Genomic DNA, 14,942 nt, shown 5'->3' on the forward strand with positions numbered 1-14,942 from the left:
AATCCGAACACACGGTCGCCGTGGCGGGGGAAGCCGAAACCTTGAGGGCAGGCGCGTCCCGAAACCGCGACAGGCGTGTAACAGGGGTTAAGGAGGCGGTCGGAGGCGGGAATTCCGGGCGCATGACGCACAACACGCCGCTCACTCCCCGCCCCCTCAGCGAGCTGTCCGACGTCCGCCGCCGCGTCGTCACCGTCCGCACGCTGCGCGCGTGGGGCGTCCCGCTCGCCGAAGCACAGGATCGCTGCCGCCCCGGCGGGCCCTGGCAGCGCCCCCTGCCCGGCGTCTACCTGCTGCACTCCGGCCCCGCGTCGGGCGAGGAGCGACTGCACGCGGTGCTGCGGTACGCCCAGCGCGACGAGCCGCCGGGTCCCGCGATGGTCACCGGGCTCGCGGCGCTGGCGCTGCGCGGGTTCGACGCCGCTCCCCGGCTGGCCGCGCTGGAGCGGGTGGACGTCCTCGTGCCGCACACCCGGCGGCTGCGCTCGACGGGCTGGGCCCGGGTGGCGCGGGCGCGGGTGATGCCGGTGGCCGAGGAGGCGGGCGGGGTGCCGGTGGCCCCGGTGGCGCGGGCGGTGGCTGACGCCGTGGCCCGGCTCACCGACGCCGTCACCGTGCGGCGGCTGCTGACGGAGGCCGTGCGCGGCGGCCATTGCGAACCCCAGACGCTGGTGCGCGAGCTGACCCGGACGCGGGCGCTGTCGCGGGCACACGTCGTGGACGCCGTGGACTCGCTGCTCGCGGAGGGACGCGCGCTCGCCGAGGAGCGGCTGTACGCGATGGTGCGCGACGCCGGGCTGCCCGACCCGTGCTGGCACGTGGAGCTGCGGCTGCCGCACGGCCCGCCCGGGTGCGCGGTGGACGCCTACTGGCCCGGCCAGGGCGTCGCGGTGGAGCTCGACGCGCGCGGGACACGGCGTACCGGGGAGGACGGCGGGAACCTGTGGGCCGAGCACGCCCACCGCCGTGAGACGCTGGAGCGGCTGGGGATCACCCTCCTCCACCTGGCGCCGCTGCGGCTGCGGGACGATCCGCACGGGCAGGCGGCCGTGGTGCGCACGGCGCTGATGACGGCCGGTGAGCGCCCCCCGGCGGCGTATGTCGTGGTGCTCCCCCGCTGAGGCACGCCCCCGCCGGGACCCGGCCCGCCCCAAGGGTGCCGGGGTCGCGGGGCTCGCCCGTCCGGGAGGTTGCCCCGCGTGGAAGGATGGCCCGACGCGGTGTACACCCGAGCCGACCGATGAGGAGACACACCAGGTGCCTGGGACGAATCTGACCCGTGACGAGGCGCAGGAGCGGGCGCGTCTGCTGACCGTGGACGCCTACGTCATCGACCTCGACCTGTCCGGCGCGCAGGAGGGCGGCACGTTCCGCTCCGCGACGACGGTCCGCTTCACCGCCCGCGAGGCCAGGAGCACCTTCATCGACCTGGTGGCCCCGGCCGTGCGCGAGGTCCAGCTCAACGGCGAGGCGCTGGACCCGGGGCGGGTGTTCGCCGACTCGCGCATCCAGCTGGACGCGGTGGCCGAGGGGGCCAACGAGCTGACGGTCGTCGCCGACTGCGCCTACACCAACACCGGTGAGGGCCTGCACCGCTTCGTGGACCCGGTGGACCAGCAGGCGTATCTCTACACCCAGTTCGAGGTGCCGGACGCGCGGCGCGTGTTCGCCTGCTTCGAGCAGCCCGACCTCAAGGCGTCGTTCCGGTTCACCGTGACCGCCCCGGAGGGCTGGACGGTGATCTCCAACTCGCCGACGCCGCAGCCCGAGGAGCGGGTGTGGCGGTTCGCCCCGACACCGCGCCTGTCCACCTACGTCACCGCGCTGATCGCCGGTCCCTACCACAGTGTGCACAGCACCTGGGAGGGCGCGGACCGCAGCGTGCCGCTGGGCCTGTACTGCCGCCCGTCGCTGGCCGAGTACCTGGACGCCGACGCGATCTTCGACGTCACCCGGCAGGGCTTCGACTGGTTCCAGGAGAAGTTCGACTTCGCCTACCCCTTCGAGAAGTACGACCAGCTGTTCGTGCCGGAGTTCAACGCGGGCGCGATGGAGAACGCGGGCGCCGTCACCATCCGCGACCAGTACGTGTTCCGCTCCAAGGTGACGGACGCGGCCTACGAGGCGCGGGCGGAGACGATCCTGCACGAGCTGGCCCACATGTGGTTCGGCGACCTGGTCACCATGGAGTGGTGGAACGACCTGTGGCTGAACGAGTCGTTCGCCACCTACACCTCGATCGCCTGCCAGGCGCACGCGCCCGGCAGCCGCTGGCCCGCCGCGTGGACGTCCTTCGCCAACCAGATGAAGACCTGGGCCTACCGGCAGGACCAGCTGCCGTCCACCCACCCGATCATGGCCGAGATCCGTGACCTGGACGACGTGCTGGTCAACTTCGACGGCATCACCTACGCCAAGGGCGCCTCGGTGCTCAAGCAGCTCGTCGCCTACGTCGGTACGGACGCGTTCTTCCGTGGCGTGCAGGCGTACTTCAAGCGCCACGCCTGGGGCAACACGCGGCTGAGCGACCTGCTCGGCGCGCTGGAGGAGACCTCGGGGCGCGACCTGGGCGCCTGGGCGAAGGCGTGGCTGCGGACGGCCGGGATCAACGTGCTGCGTCCGGAGCTCGCCGTGGACGCCGAGGGCGTCATCGAGAGCTTCGCGGTGCGGCAGGAGGCACCCGCGCTGCCCCAGGGCGCCACGGGTGAGCCCACGCTGCGTCCGCACCGCGTCGCGATCGGCCTGTACGAGCTGAAGGCGGGCAAGCTGGTGCGCGAGGAGCGCATCGAGCTGGACGTCGAGGGGGAGGTCACCGAGGTGCCGCAGCTGGCGGGCCGCGCGCGTCCGGCGGTCATCCTGCTCAACGACGACGACCTGTCGTACGCGAAGGTACGCCTGGACCCGCGGTCGCTGGAGACGGTCACCGAGCACCTGGGCGACTTCACCGAGTCGCTGCCGCGCGCGCTGTGCTGGGCGTCGGCGTGGGACATGACGCGCGACGGCGAACTGGCCACCCGCTCCTACCTGGAGCTGGTGCTGTCCGGGATCGGCAAGGAGTCCGACATCGGCGTCGTGCAGTCGCTGCACCGGCAGATCAAGCTGGCGCTGGAGCTGTACGCGGCGCCCCAGTGGCGCGAGGAGGGCCTGCGGCGCTGGGCGGAGGCGGCCGAGAAGCACCTGCTGGCCGCCGAGCCGGGCAGCGACCACCAGCTGGCGTGGGCGCGGGCGCTAGCCGCCGTCGCCCGCACCGACGCGCAGCTGGACCTGCTCGCCGGGCTGCTGGACGGCTCCCGGACGATTGACGGGCTGGCGGTGGACACCGAGCTGCGCTGGGCGCTGCTGCTGCGGCTGGCCGCGACCGGCCGGGCGGACGAGCCGGAGATCGCCGCGGAGCTGGAGCGCGACGCGACGTCGGCGGGCGAGCGGCACGCGGCGACGGCGCGCGCGGCACGGCCCACGAAGGCGGCGAAGGCCGAGGCGTGGGCGCGGGTGGTGGAGTCCGACCAGCTGCCCAACGCCCTGCAGGAAGCCGTCATCGCCGGTTTCGTCCAGGCCGACCAGCGCGAGCTGCTCGCGCCGTACACCGCGCGCTACTTCGAGGCGCTGACCGGGGTGTGGGAGTCGCGCAGCCACGAGATGGCGCAGCAGATCGCGATCGGTCTGTACCCGACGCTGCTGGTCTCGCGGGAGACGCTGGACGCGACGGACGCGTGGTTCGCCTCCGCCACGTCCGCGAGCGCCGCCCTGCGCCGCCTGGTCTCGGAATCCCGCGCCGGCGTATCCCGCGCCCTGGCCGCCCAGGAGGCCGACCGCCAGGCAGCCTGACCCCGCGCCGCCCCGTAGCCGGGGTCAGCCCGGCCCGTCCGCCCCGCCCGCACACCACGAGGGCGGGCGGGTCACCTCGGTGGAAGGGGTTCCGGCCACGCGGGGCTCCCGGCATACGACGAGGGCGCCGTGTGGCCGTCCTCGTCGGCCACAGGCGCCCTCGGGTTCGTTCGCGTGGGAAGCGGGGAGGTCAGCCGCGCTTCTTGTGGGACTTGTCGCCCACCATCACCAGGCCCGTGATCAGCAGGAAGAGCACCAGCGGGGCGCCCACGAACAGGCCCAGCGTCTCCGCGACGCTCAGACCCGTGCCGGGGTCGTCACCGTCGTCGCGGGTCAGGGCGAAGGCAGGGGACGACATCAGCAGCATCAGCGTCGTACCGACGCCGACGACTCCGGCACGCGCAGCAAAGGTCTTGTCCACGTCATCAACGTAGCGAATGACTCGCCGCGCCGCGCATCCGGGGTCCTTTTGCGGCCCCGTCGCCGGATCGGCGGGGCCGCACCCGGCAGGGACGGTTCAGCGCGGCGCGGGCCGCGTACCGGTGAGGGCCCCGCGCAGGTCGGTGAGCAGGGCGTGCAGGCGCGGCGAGGCCAGTAGTTCCTCCAGCGCGAGCGGGCGCCCGGTGCCGTCGGCGAGGGGCAGCCGCCAGTTCGGGTACTCCAGCGACGTGCCCGGCACGTTCTGCGGACGCCGGTCGCCGACGCCGTCCGGCAGCCACACCCCGACCAGCCGCGCCGGGGTGGCCGCCAGGAAGCGGTAGACGGCGCGGACGCGGGCCTCCTCGTCGCCGTGACCGCCGTCCAGCAGGCCGAGGCGGGCGAAGTGCGCCAGCCACTCGGCGCGCTCGGCGGCGTCCGCGGTGCGGGCGGTGCGCAGCGATCCCGCCAGCAGGCCGAGCCGGTGGTGCAGCAGCACGTGGTCGCCGCTGAGCCGGGCGGCGGTGCTGGGCAGGTCGTGGGTGGTGGGCGTGGCCAGGCAGCCCGCCCGCCAGCGCTCGGGTGGCAGCGGTGTGCCGTCACCTGCCCAGTCGCGTTCGAAGAACAGCACCGAGGTGCCCAGCACGCCGCGTCCGGCCAGTTCCTCGCGTACGCCGTCCTCCACCGTGCCCAGGTCCTCACCGATCACCAGGGCTCCGGCGCGGTGCGCCTCCAGGGTGAGGACGGCGAGCATCGCACCGGCGTCGTAGCGCACGTAGGTGCCCTCGGACGGGGGCAGCCCGTCGGGCACCCACCACTGGCGGAACTGGCCCATGACGTGGTCGATGCGCAGTGCGCCCGCGTGCGCCAGCAGGCCGCGCAGCAGCTCCCGGTACGGCCGGTAGCCGGTGGCGGCGAGCGCGTCGGGCCGCCAGGGCGGCAGGCCCCAGCTCTGACCGGCGGCGCTGAACGCGTCGGGCGGGGCGCCCACGGACATGCCCGCGGCCAGCGCGTCCTGCTGGGCCCAGGCGTCGGAGCCCGAGGGGTGGACGCCGACGGCCAGGTCGTGCACCAGGCCCACGCGCATCCCGGCGTCCCGGGCGGCTTCCTGGGCCCGGGCGAGCTGGGTGTCGGTGAGCCAGGCGAGCCAGCAGTGGAAGTCCACCCGGTCCAGGTGCTGGGCGCGGGCCCGGGCGGTGCGGGCGGAGCGTGGATCGTCCAGCCCGGTGGGCCAGGAGCGCCAGTTGGGCCCGTGCAGCTCGGCGAGCGCGCACCACAGCGCGTGGTCCTCCAGCGCGGGGCCCTGGCGGGCCAGGTAGGCGCAGTACTCGGCGCGGCGGCCGGGGCTGAGCGGGACGGTGCGCAGCAGTTCCAGCGCGTCCCGCTTCAGCGCCCACACGGCGTCGCGGTCGATGTGGGCGTCCTTGCGCAGCACGCCGTCGCGCAGCTCACCGGCGCGGGAGGCGAGGCGGTCCATGCGGGCGCGGTCGGCGCCGCGCAGGTAGGCGTATTCGGGGACGTCCTCGATGCGCAGGTGCACCGGGTCGGCGAAGCGGCGGGAGGACGGACGGTAGGGGGACGGGTCGGTGCCGTGGCCCTCGGCGGCGGGCACCGCCGCGTGCAGGGGGTTCAGCTGGACGAACCCGGCGTGCGCGGTGTGCCCGGCCCAGGAGGCCAGGTCGCGCAGGTCGGCGAGGTCTCCCAGGCCCCAGGAGCGGGCGGAGAGCATCGAGTAGAGCTGGACCAGGACGCCGAACTCCCGGCCCTCGGGTACGGATAACCGCTCGGGGGCGACGATCAGGGTGGCACGGGCCGCGCGGCCGTCCGGGGTGTGGGCCCGCAGGGTGTGCACGCCGGGCGGCAGGTCCGCCCCGGCGTCGCACCGCTGGCCGTCTTCGGTTTCGACCAGCAGACTCGTCCCGGCCGGAACGGCGTACGGGCCGGTCAGGAGCGTGTCCTGACCGGCCCGCAGAACGACCGTGGAGGGCAGCAGCCGGGCGGCCGCCGCCGCGTCGTGGGCGTGCAGGGCCTGGCGGACGGCATCGGGGGTCGAGGCGTCCACGCCGAGCGCGGCGAGGACGGTGACGACCGTCTCCTGGGGCACCTCGACCACCCGGCCGGGGCCGGGCTCGTAGGAGGTGGCGACACCGTGTGCCGCGGCCAGCCGCGCCAGGCGGCCCATCAGATGACCGTGTACTCCGCGCCGAAACCGGCGCCGGTGGGTTCACTGGTCAGTGGGAGCTGCGCGGCGATGGGCAGCTCGCTGGTCAGCGGCGCCACGTCGGCGAGCGGGGGCTCACTGGTCAGCGGCGCCTCGAAGCAGCCGCAGGAGCAGGAGCCGTCGAGCCCTTCCGGGCCTTCCAGGGTGGCGAGGATCTGTTTGGAGGGGTCACCCTCCTCCGCCCGCTCCTGCTGTCTGGGCACAGGGGCAATGGCGGGTTCGAGAAGTTCAGCGGACGCGGCCACAGGGGCCTCCGTTCGTTGGACGATAGAAAGGTCACCCGGTGCCCTACCCACGTGCTGGAGCGGGCATCCACGAACGGGACCTGAACGTGGCACAGGTCACGTCGCGGGCGGACACCGGTCATTATGCGGTCTCGCGGCGCCGTGAGCGTATGCCACACGGCCGGACGGTTCTACAGCATCAGATTTTACGGCAGAGCGCGGGTCCGCACCCGGCGGCACCGGGTGCAGACCCGTGCTCTGCCGCCCGCTCCCCTGCGGCGGGCGGCCGCTCGGGACCCCCGGCCGGCGGGTGGGCGGCACCTCGTCCCTGCCGCCGCGCCAGCCCCCCGGGGGCCGCGTCGCCGCTGATCAGAGGCGGAAACTCGCGTCTCCACCCACATTGCGGATCATCCGGCGCAGCAGCCGGATCACGGCCGCGTACTCGGCATCGCCGATGCCCTCGCGGACCTGGCCAAGCGTGGCGGGCATCACCTCCCGCCACAGGTGTTCGACGAGGGCGGCGCCCTCCTCGGTCAGGCGCAGCCGCCGGTCCGCGTCGGCGCGGAGCAGGCCGCGCGTCAGCAGGTCGTCGATCTCCGCGCGGAGCCCGGAGACATCGACGTAGGGGCGGCCGGCGGCGATGGTTTCGATCACCTCCGCGGCCGTCGCGCCCCCGGTGGCGTCCCGCACTCGGTTGACAACCCACCACTGCGGCTGCGACAGGCCGCCCGCGCGGCGCAGCGCGGCCCGGATGTGGCCGACGATCGCCTCACTGGCGGCGCCGGTCCAGTAGCCGAGCGGCTGGTGCTGGAGTTCGGCGTCGGTGAACTCCCGATCCGCCTCGGGTGACGGCGCGGTGTTCGGCTGGGTGAACGTCATGGCGGCTCCCTCTCCCCGGGCCTGCGCCGCGCGCGGACCCGCGTGTTCTCGGATGAGGGGAACGTAGGAGTTGAAGTCTGGTTGAAGTCAACCGTGCGGAGCGTGGGCCCTCAGCCAGCGAACCCCGGGGCGAGCAGCCACAGCCCTTTGCCGAAGGTGACGAGTCCGCCGCCGAGCGCGAGGGCGAAGATCACCCGGCGGGCCCGGTCCTCCGGGGTCCTGGCGCCCACGAGATGACCGGCGAGCAGCCCCGCGCCCAGCGTCGCCGCGCCCAGCGTCCAGGCCGGAGCGCCCAGCGCCGGAACCCCCTTGGCGGCGATCGAGAACACGTTGACCAGCAGACCGTAGAACTGGGCGTTCGGCACGAACTCGCGCGCCGACCAGCCCGCGTTCACGGCGTACAGCGACACGGCCGGGCCGCCCAGACCCGCCGAGGAGTTCATGAAACCGCTCGCCGCCCCGGCTGTGAGCGCGCCCGCCGTCCCGCGCAGCGCGGGCAGCCGCACCCCGACGATGAGCAGCAGCACCAGCGCGCTCAGCAGCGCGCCCATGGCCGTCAGCAACACCGGCTCCGGCAGCCACCGGGCGACGGCCGCACCCAGCGGCACGGTCAGCGCCGCCGCCGCGACGAGCGGCACCATCGCCCGCAGCCGCACCCCGCGCCAGGTGGCCAGCAGGCCGAGCCCGCTGATCGCGATGCCCGCGCAGTTGGCCACCGCGACCCCGTCCATCGGCCCCACCAGCAGCACCAGGAACGGCGCGGCCACCAGCCCGAACCCGATCCCCGCCACCCGCTGCACGGCGGCACCGAAGAACACGATGCTCCCGAACACCGGCAGGAAAGCCCAGCTACTAGCCACCCCAGGAGGCTATGCGCGCCCCGGTCGCCGCCCCGCACCGGCCCCGACCGGGTGCCCAGCCCAGCCCGCGCGGGGAGGCCCGGGGCAGGTTCAGGGGTCCGGGGTCAGGGCGGACCGGAGGGTCGCGTGGGCCGGGTGCGGTGCCCGCACGGCGTCCAGGGCCAGGAGGGCCGCGCCCAGGACCGGTGGAGCGTCGAGCACCGTCGGCACCGCGTGGGAGGCAACCCCGGCCAGCCCGGACGCCACGCGCGACAGCAGCCGGGGGTGCCGGGCCGCGACCACGCCGCCGCCCAGGAACACCGGCGCCGGTTCGGCCAGCAGCGACAGCCGGGCCAGGCTGACGCGGGCCATGGCCACGATCTCGTCCGCCTGCCGGTCCACCAGCGCACCGGCCACCGCGTCGCCGTCCGCCGCGAGGGCGAAGACCAGCGGTACGAGTTCCAGCCGCCGGTCCGCCGCGATGGCCCCGAAGTGCAGGGCCTCGATCAGCTCGCCCGTCGTCGCGCACCCGAAGTGGGCGGGCAGCGCCCGCGCGAGTGCCGTCGCTTCGCCCCGGCCGTCGGCGGCGCGGGCGGCGTGCCACAGCGCCTCCTCGGCCAGCCCGATGCCGCCGCCCCAGTCGCCGGAGGCCCGCCCCAGCGCCGGGAAGCGGTGGGTGCGCCCGTCCGCCGTCCGGCCCACGCAGTTGATGCCCGCGCCGCACACCACCGCGACGCCGTGCCGCACGGAGCCGTCGTCGGGCAGCCCGGCGCGCAGCACCGCGAAGGTGTCGTTGACGACGGCGGAGCCGTGCGCCCAGCCCGCCGCGGCCACGGCGGCCGACAGCTCGCGCTCTTCTCGCGGCAGGTCCGCGCCCGCCAGACAGGCGGTGACGTGCCGGACGGCGGTGCCGGGCGCCGCGCGGACCCCGGCATCCGCGAGCGCCGCGCGGACCGTGGCGGCCAGCCCCGCGACCGCGCGTTCCGCCCCGTCCGCCGTGCCCGCGCTGGGCCGGAAGCCCTCGCCCCGGGCGCGCCCGCACAGCGTGCCGTCCAGGCCGACGACCGCGACGTCCGTCTTGCTGTTCCCCGCGTCCAGCGCCAGGACGCGGGGCGGGCCGGGGGGCGTCACGCCCATGGCAGGTACGCCCGGTTGTGCGCGAGCAGCCGGTCGGTGAGCGCCTCGGCCCGCTCGTACTGGCCGATCAGCGGATGGGCGAGCAGCGCCGCGAAGACCCGCTCGCGCCCGCCGTGCAGCGCGGCCTGGAGCGCGAGGTGTTCGTAGCCGGTGACGTGCGCGACCAGTCCGGCGTGCGCGGGGGGCAGCGGTGGCGCGGGCAGCGGTTCGGCGCCGCCGCGCGTCACCCGGGCCGGGACCTCCACCACCGCGTCGTCCGGCAGGAAGGGCAGCGTGCCGCCGTTGCGGACGTTGACCGCCTGCACGCCGCCGCCGTCCTGCCCCGCGGTGCCCACCAGCGAGGCGGCGAGCGCGACGGCGGCCTCCGAGTAGTACGCCCCGCCGCGTTCGGCCAGCAGCGCGGGCTTCTCCGCCAGCGCGGGGTCGGCGTACATCCGCAGCAGGCGTTCCTCCAGCGCGGCGACCTCGGCCGCGCGCGCGGGCTTCTGGCGCAGCTGAGCCACCACGGCGTCGTGCGCGTAGAAGTAGCGCAGGTAGTAGGAGGGGACGACGCCGAGCCCCTCCAGCAGCGGCCGGGGCAGCCGCAGCCGTTCGGCGAGCGCGGTGGCGTGCCCCGCCAGCAGGCGCGGCAGCAGGTCGGGGCCGTCAGGGCCGCCGTGGCGTACGGCCAGCTCCCAGGTGAGGTGGTTGAGCCCGTAGTGCTCCAGGTGCAGTTCCTCTGGCGGCAGGTCCAGCAGCCCGGCGAAGGCGCGCTGGAGGCCGATGGCCACGTTGCACAGGCCGACGGCGCGGTGCCCGGCGGCGAGCAGGGCGCGGGTGACGATGCCGACGGGGTTGGTGAAGTCGATGATCCACGCGTCCGGGCTGACCCGGCGCACCGTCTCGGCGATCTCCAGCACGACGGGCACGGTGCGCAGCGCCTTCGCCAGGCCCCCCGCGCCGGTGGTCTCCTGGCCGACGCAGCCGCACTCCAGCGGCCACGTCTCATCCTGCTGCCGGGCCGCCTGGCCACCGATCCGGAGCTGCACGAGCACCGCCGCCGCGCCCTCGGCACCCGCCGCGACGTCCTCGGTGAGCACCACCCGGGCCGGATGCCCCTGGTGCGCCAGGATGCGGCGCGCGAGCCCGCCGACGAGCTCCAGCCGCTCGCGCGCCGGATCGATGAGTACCAGTTCGGTCACGGGCAGGGTGTCGCGGAGCCGGGCGAACCCGTCCACGAGTTCCGGCGTGTAGGTCGAGCCTCCGCCGACGACGGCGATCCGCACCCGCGTCTCCTCTCACCCCGGGCCAAGTGGTCCAGACCATAAGTGGGGCACTCCGCTGGGTCAACGCCGCCCGGACCGCCCCTCGTCCGTCCCTCCCCCGGTGCGCTGGGGCGCTCCCCCGCCGCGTGCGGGAGGGAGAACCGGGGGCTGAGTGAACGCGCGGTGTCGCCCGCCGCCACGGCGGAGCCGTGCACCAGGCGGGCGGCGTCCTCCCGGCTGCGGGGAGGGACCGGGCGTTTCGTGCGGGAGAGCACCCTCTATATAGTGCTGCGAACCGGCCAGCGGGCCACCACATCCCTCCCCCCACGTCCCGCTCCATCCGGATCGACAGTGGGAAAAGGGGAACGAACCATGCCCGACACCAGCTCCGGCCCGATAGCCGCCGAGCGCGGCAGCCCTCGTCGCCACCGCGCACGGCGGCAACGCCGCTCCGGACGCCGCCGGATAGGGCGCACGGTCGGCATCGCGCTGGCCGTCCTGCTGCTCGGCACGGCGGGAGCGGGCTACTGGGCCTACCGCTCCCTGGACGGCAACCTCACCAGCGTGGACCTGGAGCAGGCCCTGGGTGACGACCGTCCCGAGAAGGCACCGGCCGCGCGGGGCGCGACGAACCTGCTCGTCCTGGGCTCGGATTCGCGGGCCGGGGACAACGCGGAACTGGACTCCGGCGTGGTCGCCGGGGCGCGCGCCGACACCGCCCTGGTGGTGCACATTCCCGAGGACCGCACCAGTGCGGTGGCGGTCAGCATCCCCCGCGACACCCTCGTGGACCGGCCCTCCTGCCGCTCGGCGAACGGCGCGGAGACCGGCCCCGCCAGCCGCGTGATGTTCAACTCGGTCTACACCACCGGCGGCTCCGCGTGCGTGGTGCGGACCGTGGAGCAGATGTCGGGCGTACGCGTCGATCACCTGCTGGAGATCGACTTCGCCGGGTTCGAGGATCTCGTGGACGCGCTGGGCGGGGTGCCGGTCACCGTCGAGGAGCCCATCAGGGACACCAAGAGCGGGTTCACTCTGGAACCCGGAACGCACCGGCTGGACGGTGCCGACTCCCTCCGGTTCGTGCGCACTCGCTACGGCTACGGTGACGGCAGCGACCTGGGGCGGATCGGACTCCAGCAACAGTTCCTGGTCGCGCTGCTGAACGAGGTGAAGCGCCAGGACCTGCTGAGCAGCCCCGCCAAGTCCTACCGGATCGCGCGGGCGGCGACCGAATCCCTGACCACCGACGCCGAGCTGGGCTCGCTGACCGCGCTGGCCGATTTCGCCCGCGGCATGCGGGGCATCGACCCCGGCGCCATGGAGACCGTGATGCTCCCGGTGGCGTACGACACGGCCGATCCCAACCGGGTGGTACCGGCCGAGCCGCAGGCGGACGAGCTGTGGCAAGCCCTGCGGGAGAGCGCGGACGTGCCCGAGTCGGCGTACGACTCTCCCGCCACGGCGGGCCGGTGACACCACCTTGAGACGTGGTGGTGGCGGATTCCCGGCGGTCTCTTGGCTGCCCGGACCGGCCGCTGACGGCGGATGAGCTCAGCCACATGACCTGAAGACGACGGCTCGGAGTGCTCCGAGTGCTCCGAGCACTCCGAGCACTCCGACAACAAGGCCCGAAGTCCGCGAAGAGAAGGAAGGGACAGGCGTGACCGAAGTGACCGGTCCGGTGGGGACCGCGCGACCGTTTGGCGAGGCCCTGGGGCGCCTGCGGGGGGCGCAGAAATCCGCCAAGGGCGTCTCGCTGTACTCCCGGTTCCTCAACCGGCCCGCCGGGCGCTATCTCGCGGCGGGCGCGTACACGGCGGGCCTGACCCCCAACCAGGTGACCGCGGTCAGCGCCGTCTTCAGCTTCACCGGCGTCGCCGCGCTCATCTTCCTCCCACCGTCCTGGTGGGCGGGCGCGCTGGTGTGGCTGGCGCTGGCCGTCGGGTTCGCGTTCGACTCCGCGGACGGCCAGCTGGCCCGGCTGCGCGGGGGCGGCAGCCCGGCGGGCGAATGGCTGGACCACGTCGTGGACTGCGCCAAAGTGACGGCCCTGCACTGCGCCGTGCTGATCGCCTTCTACCGGCACCCCGAACACTTCGGCACCGAGGCCGCCGGGTGGCTGCTGGTGCCGCTGGTCTTCCTGTTCGCCACCCTCGTCACCTTCTTCGGCGGGCTGCTCACCGAGCAGCTGAAGCCGAAGCCCGCGCCGGGCGGTGCGCCGCCAGCCCCCTCAACCCTGCGGGCGCTGGCGCTGGTTCCCGTCGATCACGGCGTCTTCTGCCTGGTCTTCGTGGTGCTGGGCGGTGGCACGGCGTTCGCCTGGGCCTACGGTGTGCTGGGCGCGGTGGCGCTGCTCTACCTGCCGCTGTTCCTGGTGAAGTGGTTCCGGGAACTCAACCGCGCGGGCTCGCCCGGCACGCAGCGGGCGGCGACCGCTCCCGCGCGGACAGCCGGGGTGTGATCTATGCCATCACCGGAACCGCCGAGAGTACCCCAACCAGCCGCTATGGCACGGCAGGGGTCACGAGATCCATCCGAACACGCGTGAACGTGTGTCGCGCGACGCGCGGGTGACATAGTGTGCCCGCTGATGTGAAGAAAATGTGACCCGCTTATCGGAAGAGCGGGTGAAGCTGTGCATGGCTGGGGGCACGCGAATCTTGGAAACCACCCGAACCTACGGCGTCCGTACCGCACGCATACCCACGCAGCGTCAGGCTAGGCCCTCACCCTCCGCCGTGGCGGACAGTCGCGCCAAGCCGTCGTGGTACCTGCCGCTCCTGCTCGGGGTGGACGCGGGCGTCACCAGCTTCACGGTGCTGATGGTCTTCGGCACCGCCGGGCACCCGCACCCCATACGCTCCGCCCTGGCCGCCGCCCTGATCTGGGTGGGCGTCCTGGCGGTCCGGCGCCGGTACCACTGGGACAGCATCGGCGAATCGCGCGGCGCCCTGCCCGTGCTGCACGACTGGCTGATCTTCGTGGCGGTGCTGGCGGTCCTCGCGGCGGCCACCGCCCAGACCCCGGCCCCCCTCACCTCGCTGGCCGCCCTGGCCCCGACGCTGGTGGGCGCGCTGCTGAGCCGCCGCTTCGTCCACGGCCACCTGACGGCCGTACGGCGGGACGCGCGCGCCGTGAGCCGCGTGCTGGTGGTCGGGGAGCCCAGCGCGATGGACAGCGCCGTACAGCGGCTCGCCTCCCGCACCGACCACCCGTTCGCGGTCGTCGGCGCCCTGGTAACCGAAGACGGCGCACCCGCCGACGGCCTGGTGCGCGAGCGGCTGCACCTCGACCGGGAGGGCACCGCCGCCCGCGAGGTGGTGGACGCCGCCGGGCGGCTTCGTGCCGACCTGGTGCTGCTCACCCCGGGAGGTCAGCTCAGCGGCGACCGGCTGCGCGAGCTGTGCTGGGCGCTGCACGACACCGGACTCGACGTGGCCCTCGCCCCCGGCCTGGTGGAGACGTCGGTCAAGCGGCTGGAAGCCTCCACCGTCGCCGGGCTGACCGTGCTGCGCGTGAACCCTCCGCGCGGCGGGGGCGTCCAGGGCGCCCTGAAGACGCTCACCGACCGGTGCGGCGCGGCCCTGGGACTGCTGCTGCTGGCCCCGCTCTTCGCCCTGCTCATCCTCGCCATACGCCTGGACTCCCCCGGCCCGGCCTTCTTCCGCCAGGAGCGGGTGGGCCGGGACCAGGAGTCCTTCAGGATCTGGAAGTTCCGCACCATGGTCCCGGACGCCGAACAGCGCAAGAACACGCTGGCGGCGAGCAACGAGCACGACGGGCTGATGTTCAAGATGCGCCGCGACCCGCGGGTGACGCGGGTGGGCCGCCTGCTGCGCCGCACCTCGCTGGACGAACTGCCCCAGCTGTTCAACGTGCTCCGGGGCGACATGTCCCTGGTGGGTCCGCGCCCGCCGCTGCCCGACGAGGTGGCCGGGTACGACGCCACGGCGGTGCGGCGGCTGCGGGTGAAGCCGGGCATGACCGGGCTGTGGCAGGTCAGCGGGCGGTCCGACCTGTCCTGGGACGAAACCGTCCAGCTCGACCTGCACTACGTCGACAACTGGTCCTTCAGCAGTGACCTCGACGTGCTGAGCCGTACGTTCCGCGCCGTCGTTGACGGCAGCGGAGCGTACTGAGGCTGAGGAATGCG

At 74.3% G+C, this 14,942-nt stretch carries 12 protein-coding genes; 5 read left to right on the plus strand and 7 right to left on the minus strand.

Annotation, left to right across the window (positions count from 1 at the left end; translation table 11 throughout):
- Positions 1-122: 122 nt before the first annotated feature.
- Both JJV70_RS03140 and pepN read left to right on the plus strand, forming a co-directional pair.
- Complete coding sequence (locus JJV70_RS03140; protein WP_219046083.1) at positions 123-1,121, plus strand: hypothetical protein; 999 nt, start codon at positions 123-125, stop codon at positions 1,119-1,121.
- A gap of 136 nt (positions 1,122-1,257) precedes the next feature.
- A complete protein-coding gene (gene pepN, locus JJV70_RS03145) occupies positions 1,258-3,825 on the plus strand; it encodes an aminopeptidase N (RefSeq protein WP_219046084.1) in 2,568 nt (855 codons plus the stop codon).
- Positions 3,826-4,015: 190 nt separating this feature from the next.
- Here the strand turns inward: pepN and JJV70_RS03150 are convergent, their stop codons facing one another.
- From JJV70_RS03150 to JJV70_RS03180, 7 genes are all read right to left on the minus strand, one after another.
- Positions 4,016-4,246, minus strand: a complete 231-nt coding sequence (locus tag JJV70_RS03150) for a hypothetical protein (RefSeq protein WP_219046086.1) — start codon at positions 4,244-4,246, stop codon at positions 4,016-4,018.
- Between the two features lie 96 nt (positions 4,247-4,342).
- Positions 4,343-6,424 carry a 4-alpha-glucanotransferase gene (gene malQ / locus JJV70_RS03155; protein WP_219046088.1) on the minus strand — a complete coding sequence of 694 codons (2,082 nt, stop codon included), beginning with the start codon at positions 6,422-6,424 and terminating at the stop codon, positions 4,343-4,345.
- Positions 6,424-6,708 (minus strand): hypothetical protein, encoded by a 285-nt coding sequence (locus JJV70_RS03160; protein ID WP_219046089.1) that lies wholly within the window; start codon positions 6,706-6,708, stop codon positions 6,424-6,426. The genes malQ and JJV70_RS03160 overlap by 1 nt, the downstream gene beginning before the upstream one ends.
- A 348-nt stretch (positions 6,709-7,056) precedes the next feature.
- Positions 7,057-7,566: a MarR family winged helix-turn-helix transcriptional regulator gene (locus JJV70_RS03165; protein WP_219046090.1), complete on the minus strand. Its 510-nt coding sequence runs from the start codon at positions 7,564-7,566 to the stop codon at positions 7,057-7,059.
- 110 nt (positions 7,567-7,676) lie between these two features.
- Positions 7,677-8,426 carry a sulfite exporter TauE/SafE family protein gene (locus tag JJV70_RS03170; RefSeq protein ID WP_308294652.1) on the minus strand — a complete coding sequence of 250 codons (750 nt, stop codon included), beginning with the start codon at positions 8,424-8,426 and terminating at the stop codon, positions 7,677-7,679.
- 90 nt (positions 8,427-8,516) lie between these two features.
- Positions 8,517-9,542 (minus strand): N-acetylglucosamine kinase, encoded by a 1,026-nt coding sequence (locus tag JJV70_RS03175; RefSeq protein WP_219046092.1) that lies wholly within the window; start codon positions 9,540-9,542, stop codon positions 8,517-8,519.
- Positions 9,533-10,807 (minus strand): 6-phospho-beta-glucosidase, encoded by a 1,275-nt coding sequence (locus JJV70_RS03180; RefSeq protein ID WP_219046093.1) that lies wholly within the window; start codon positions 10,805-10,807, stop codon positions 9,533-9,535. Before JJV70_RS03180 ends, JJV70_RS03175 begins: the two co-directional genes overlap by 10 nt.
- A gap of 351 nt (positions 10,808-11,158) precedes the next feature.
- On the opposite strand from JJV70_RS03180, the gene JJV70_RS03185 reads away from it, so the two are divergent.
- From JJV70_RS03185 to JJV70_RS03195, 3 genes are all read left to right on the plus strand, one after another.
- Positions 11,159-12,262, plus strand: a complete 1,104-nt coding sequence (locus JJV70_RS03185) for an LCP family protein (protein ID WP_219046095.1) — start codon at positions 11,159-11,161, stop codon at positions 12,260-12,262.
- A gap of 187 nt (positions 12,263-12,449) precedes the next feature.
- Positions 12,450-13,250, plus strand: a complete 801-nt coding sequence (locus JJV70_RS03190; protein ID WP_308294653.1) for a CDP-alcohol phosphatidyltransferase family protein — start codon at positions 12,450-12,452, stop codon at positions 13,248-13,250.
- Between the two features lie 277 nt (positions 13,251-13,527).
- A complete protein-coding gene (locus JJV70_RS03195; RefSeq protein ID WP_308294654.1) occupies positions 13,528-14,928 on the plus strand; it encodes a sugar transferase in 1,401 nt (466 codons plus the stop codon).
- Positions 14,929-14,942 lie beyond the last annotated feature (14 nt).

It is taken from the genome of Streptomyces sp. JJ66, assembly GCF_019303495.1.
GTDB lineage: Bacteria > Actinomycetota > Actinomycetes > Streptomycetales > Streptomycetaceae > Streptomyces.

What these genes read in the sequence shown, in the direction of transcription:
- JJV70_RS03140 (WP_219046083.1), top strand. Translation starts at nt 123, where the DNA reads ATGACGCACAACACGCCGCTCACTCCCCGCCCCCTCAGCGAGCTGTCC.
- malQ (WP_219046088.1), bottom strand. Translation starts at nt 6,424, where the DNA reads ATGGGCCGCCTGGCGCGGCTGGCCGCGGCACACGGTGTCGCCACCTCC.
- JJV70_RS03165 (WP_219046090.1), bottom strand. Translation starts at nt 7,566, where the DNA reads ATGACGTTCACCCAGCCGAACACCGCGCCGTCACCCGAGGCGGATCGG.
- JJV70_RS03175 (WP_219046092.1), bottom strand. Translation starts at nt 9,542, where the DNA reads ATGGGCGTGACGCCCCCCGGCCCGCCCCGCGTCCTGGCGCTGGACGCG.
- JJV70_RS03185 (WP_219046095.1), top strand. Translation starts at nt 11,159, where the DNA reads ATGCCCGACACCAGCTCCGGCCCGATAGCCGCCGAGCGCGGCAGCCCT.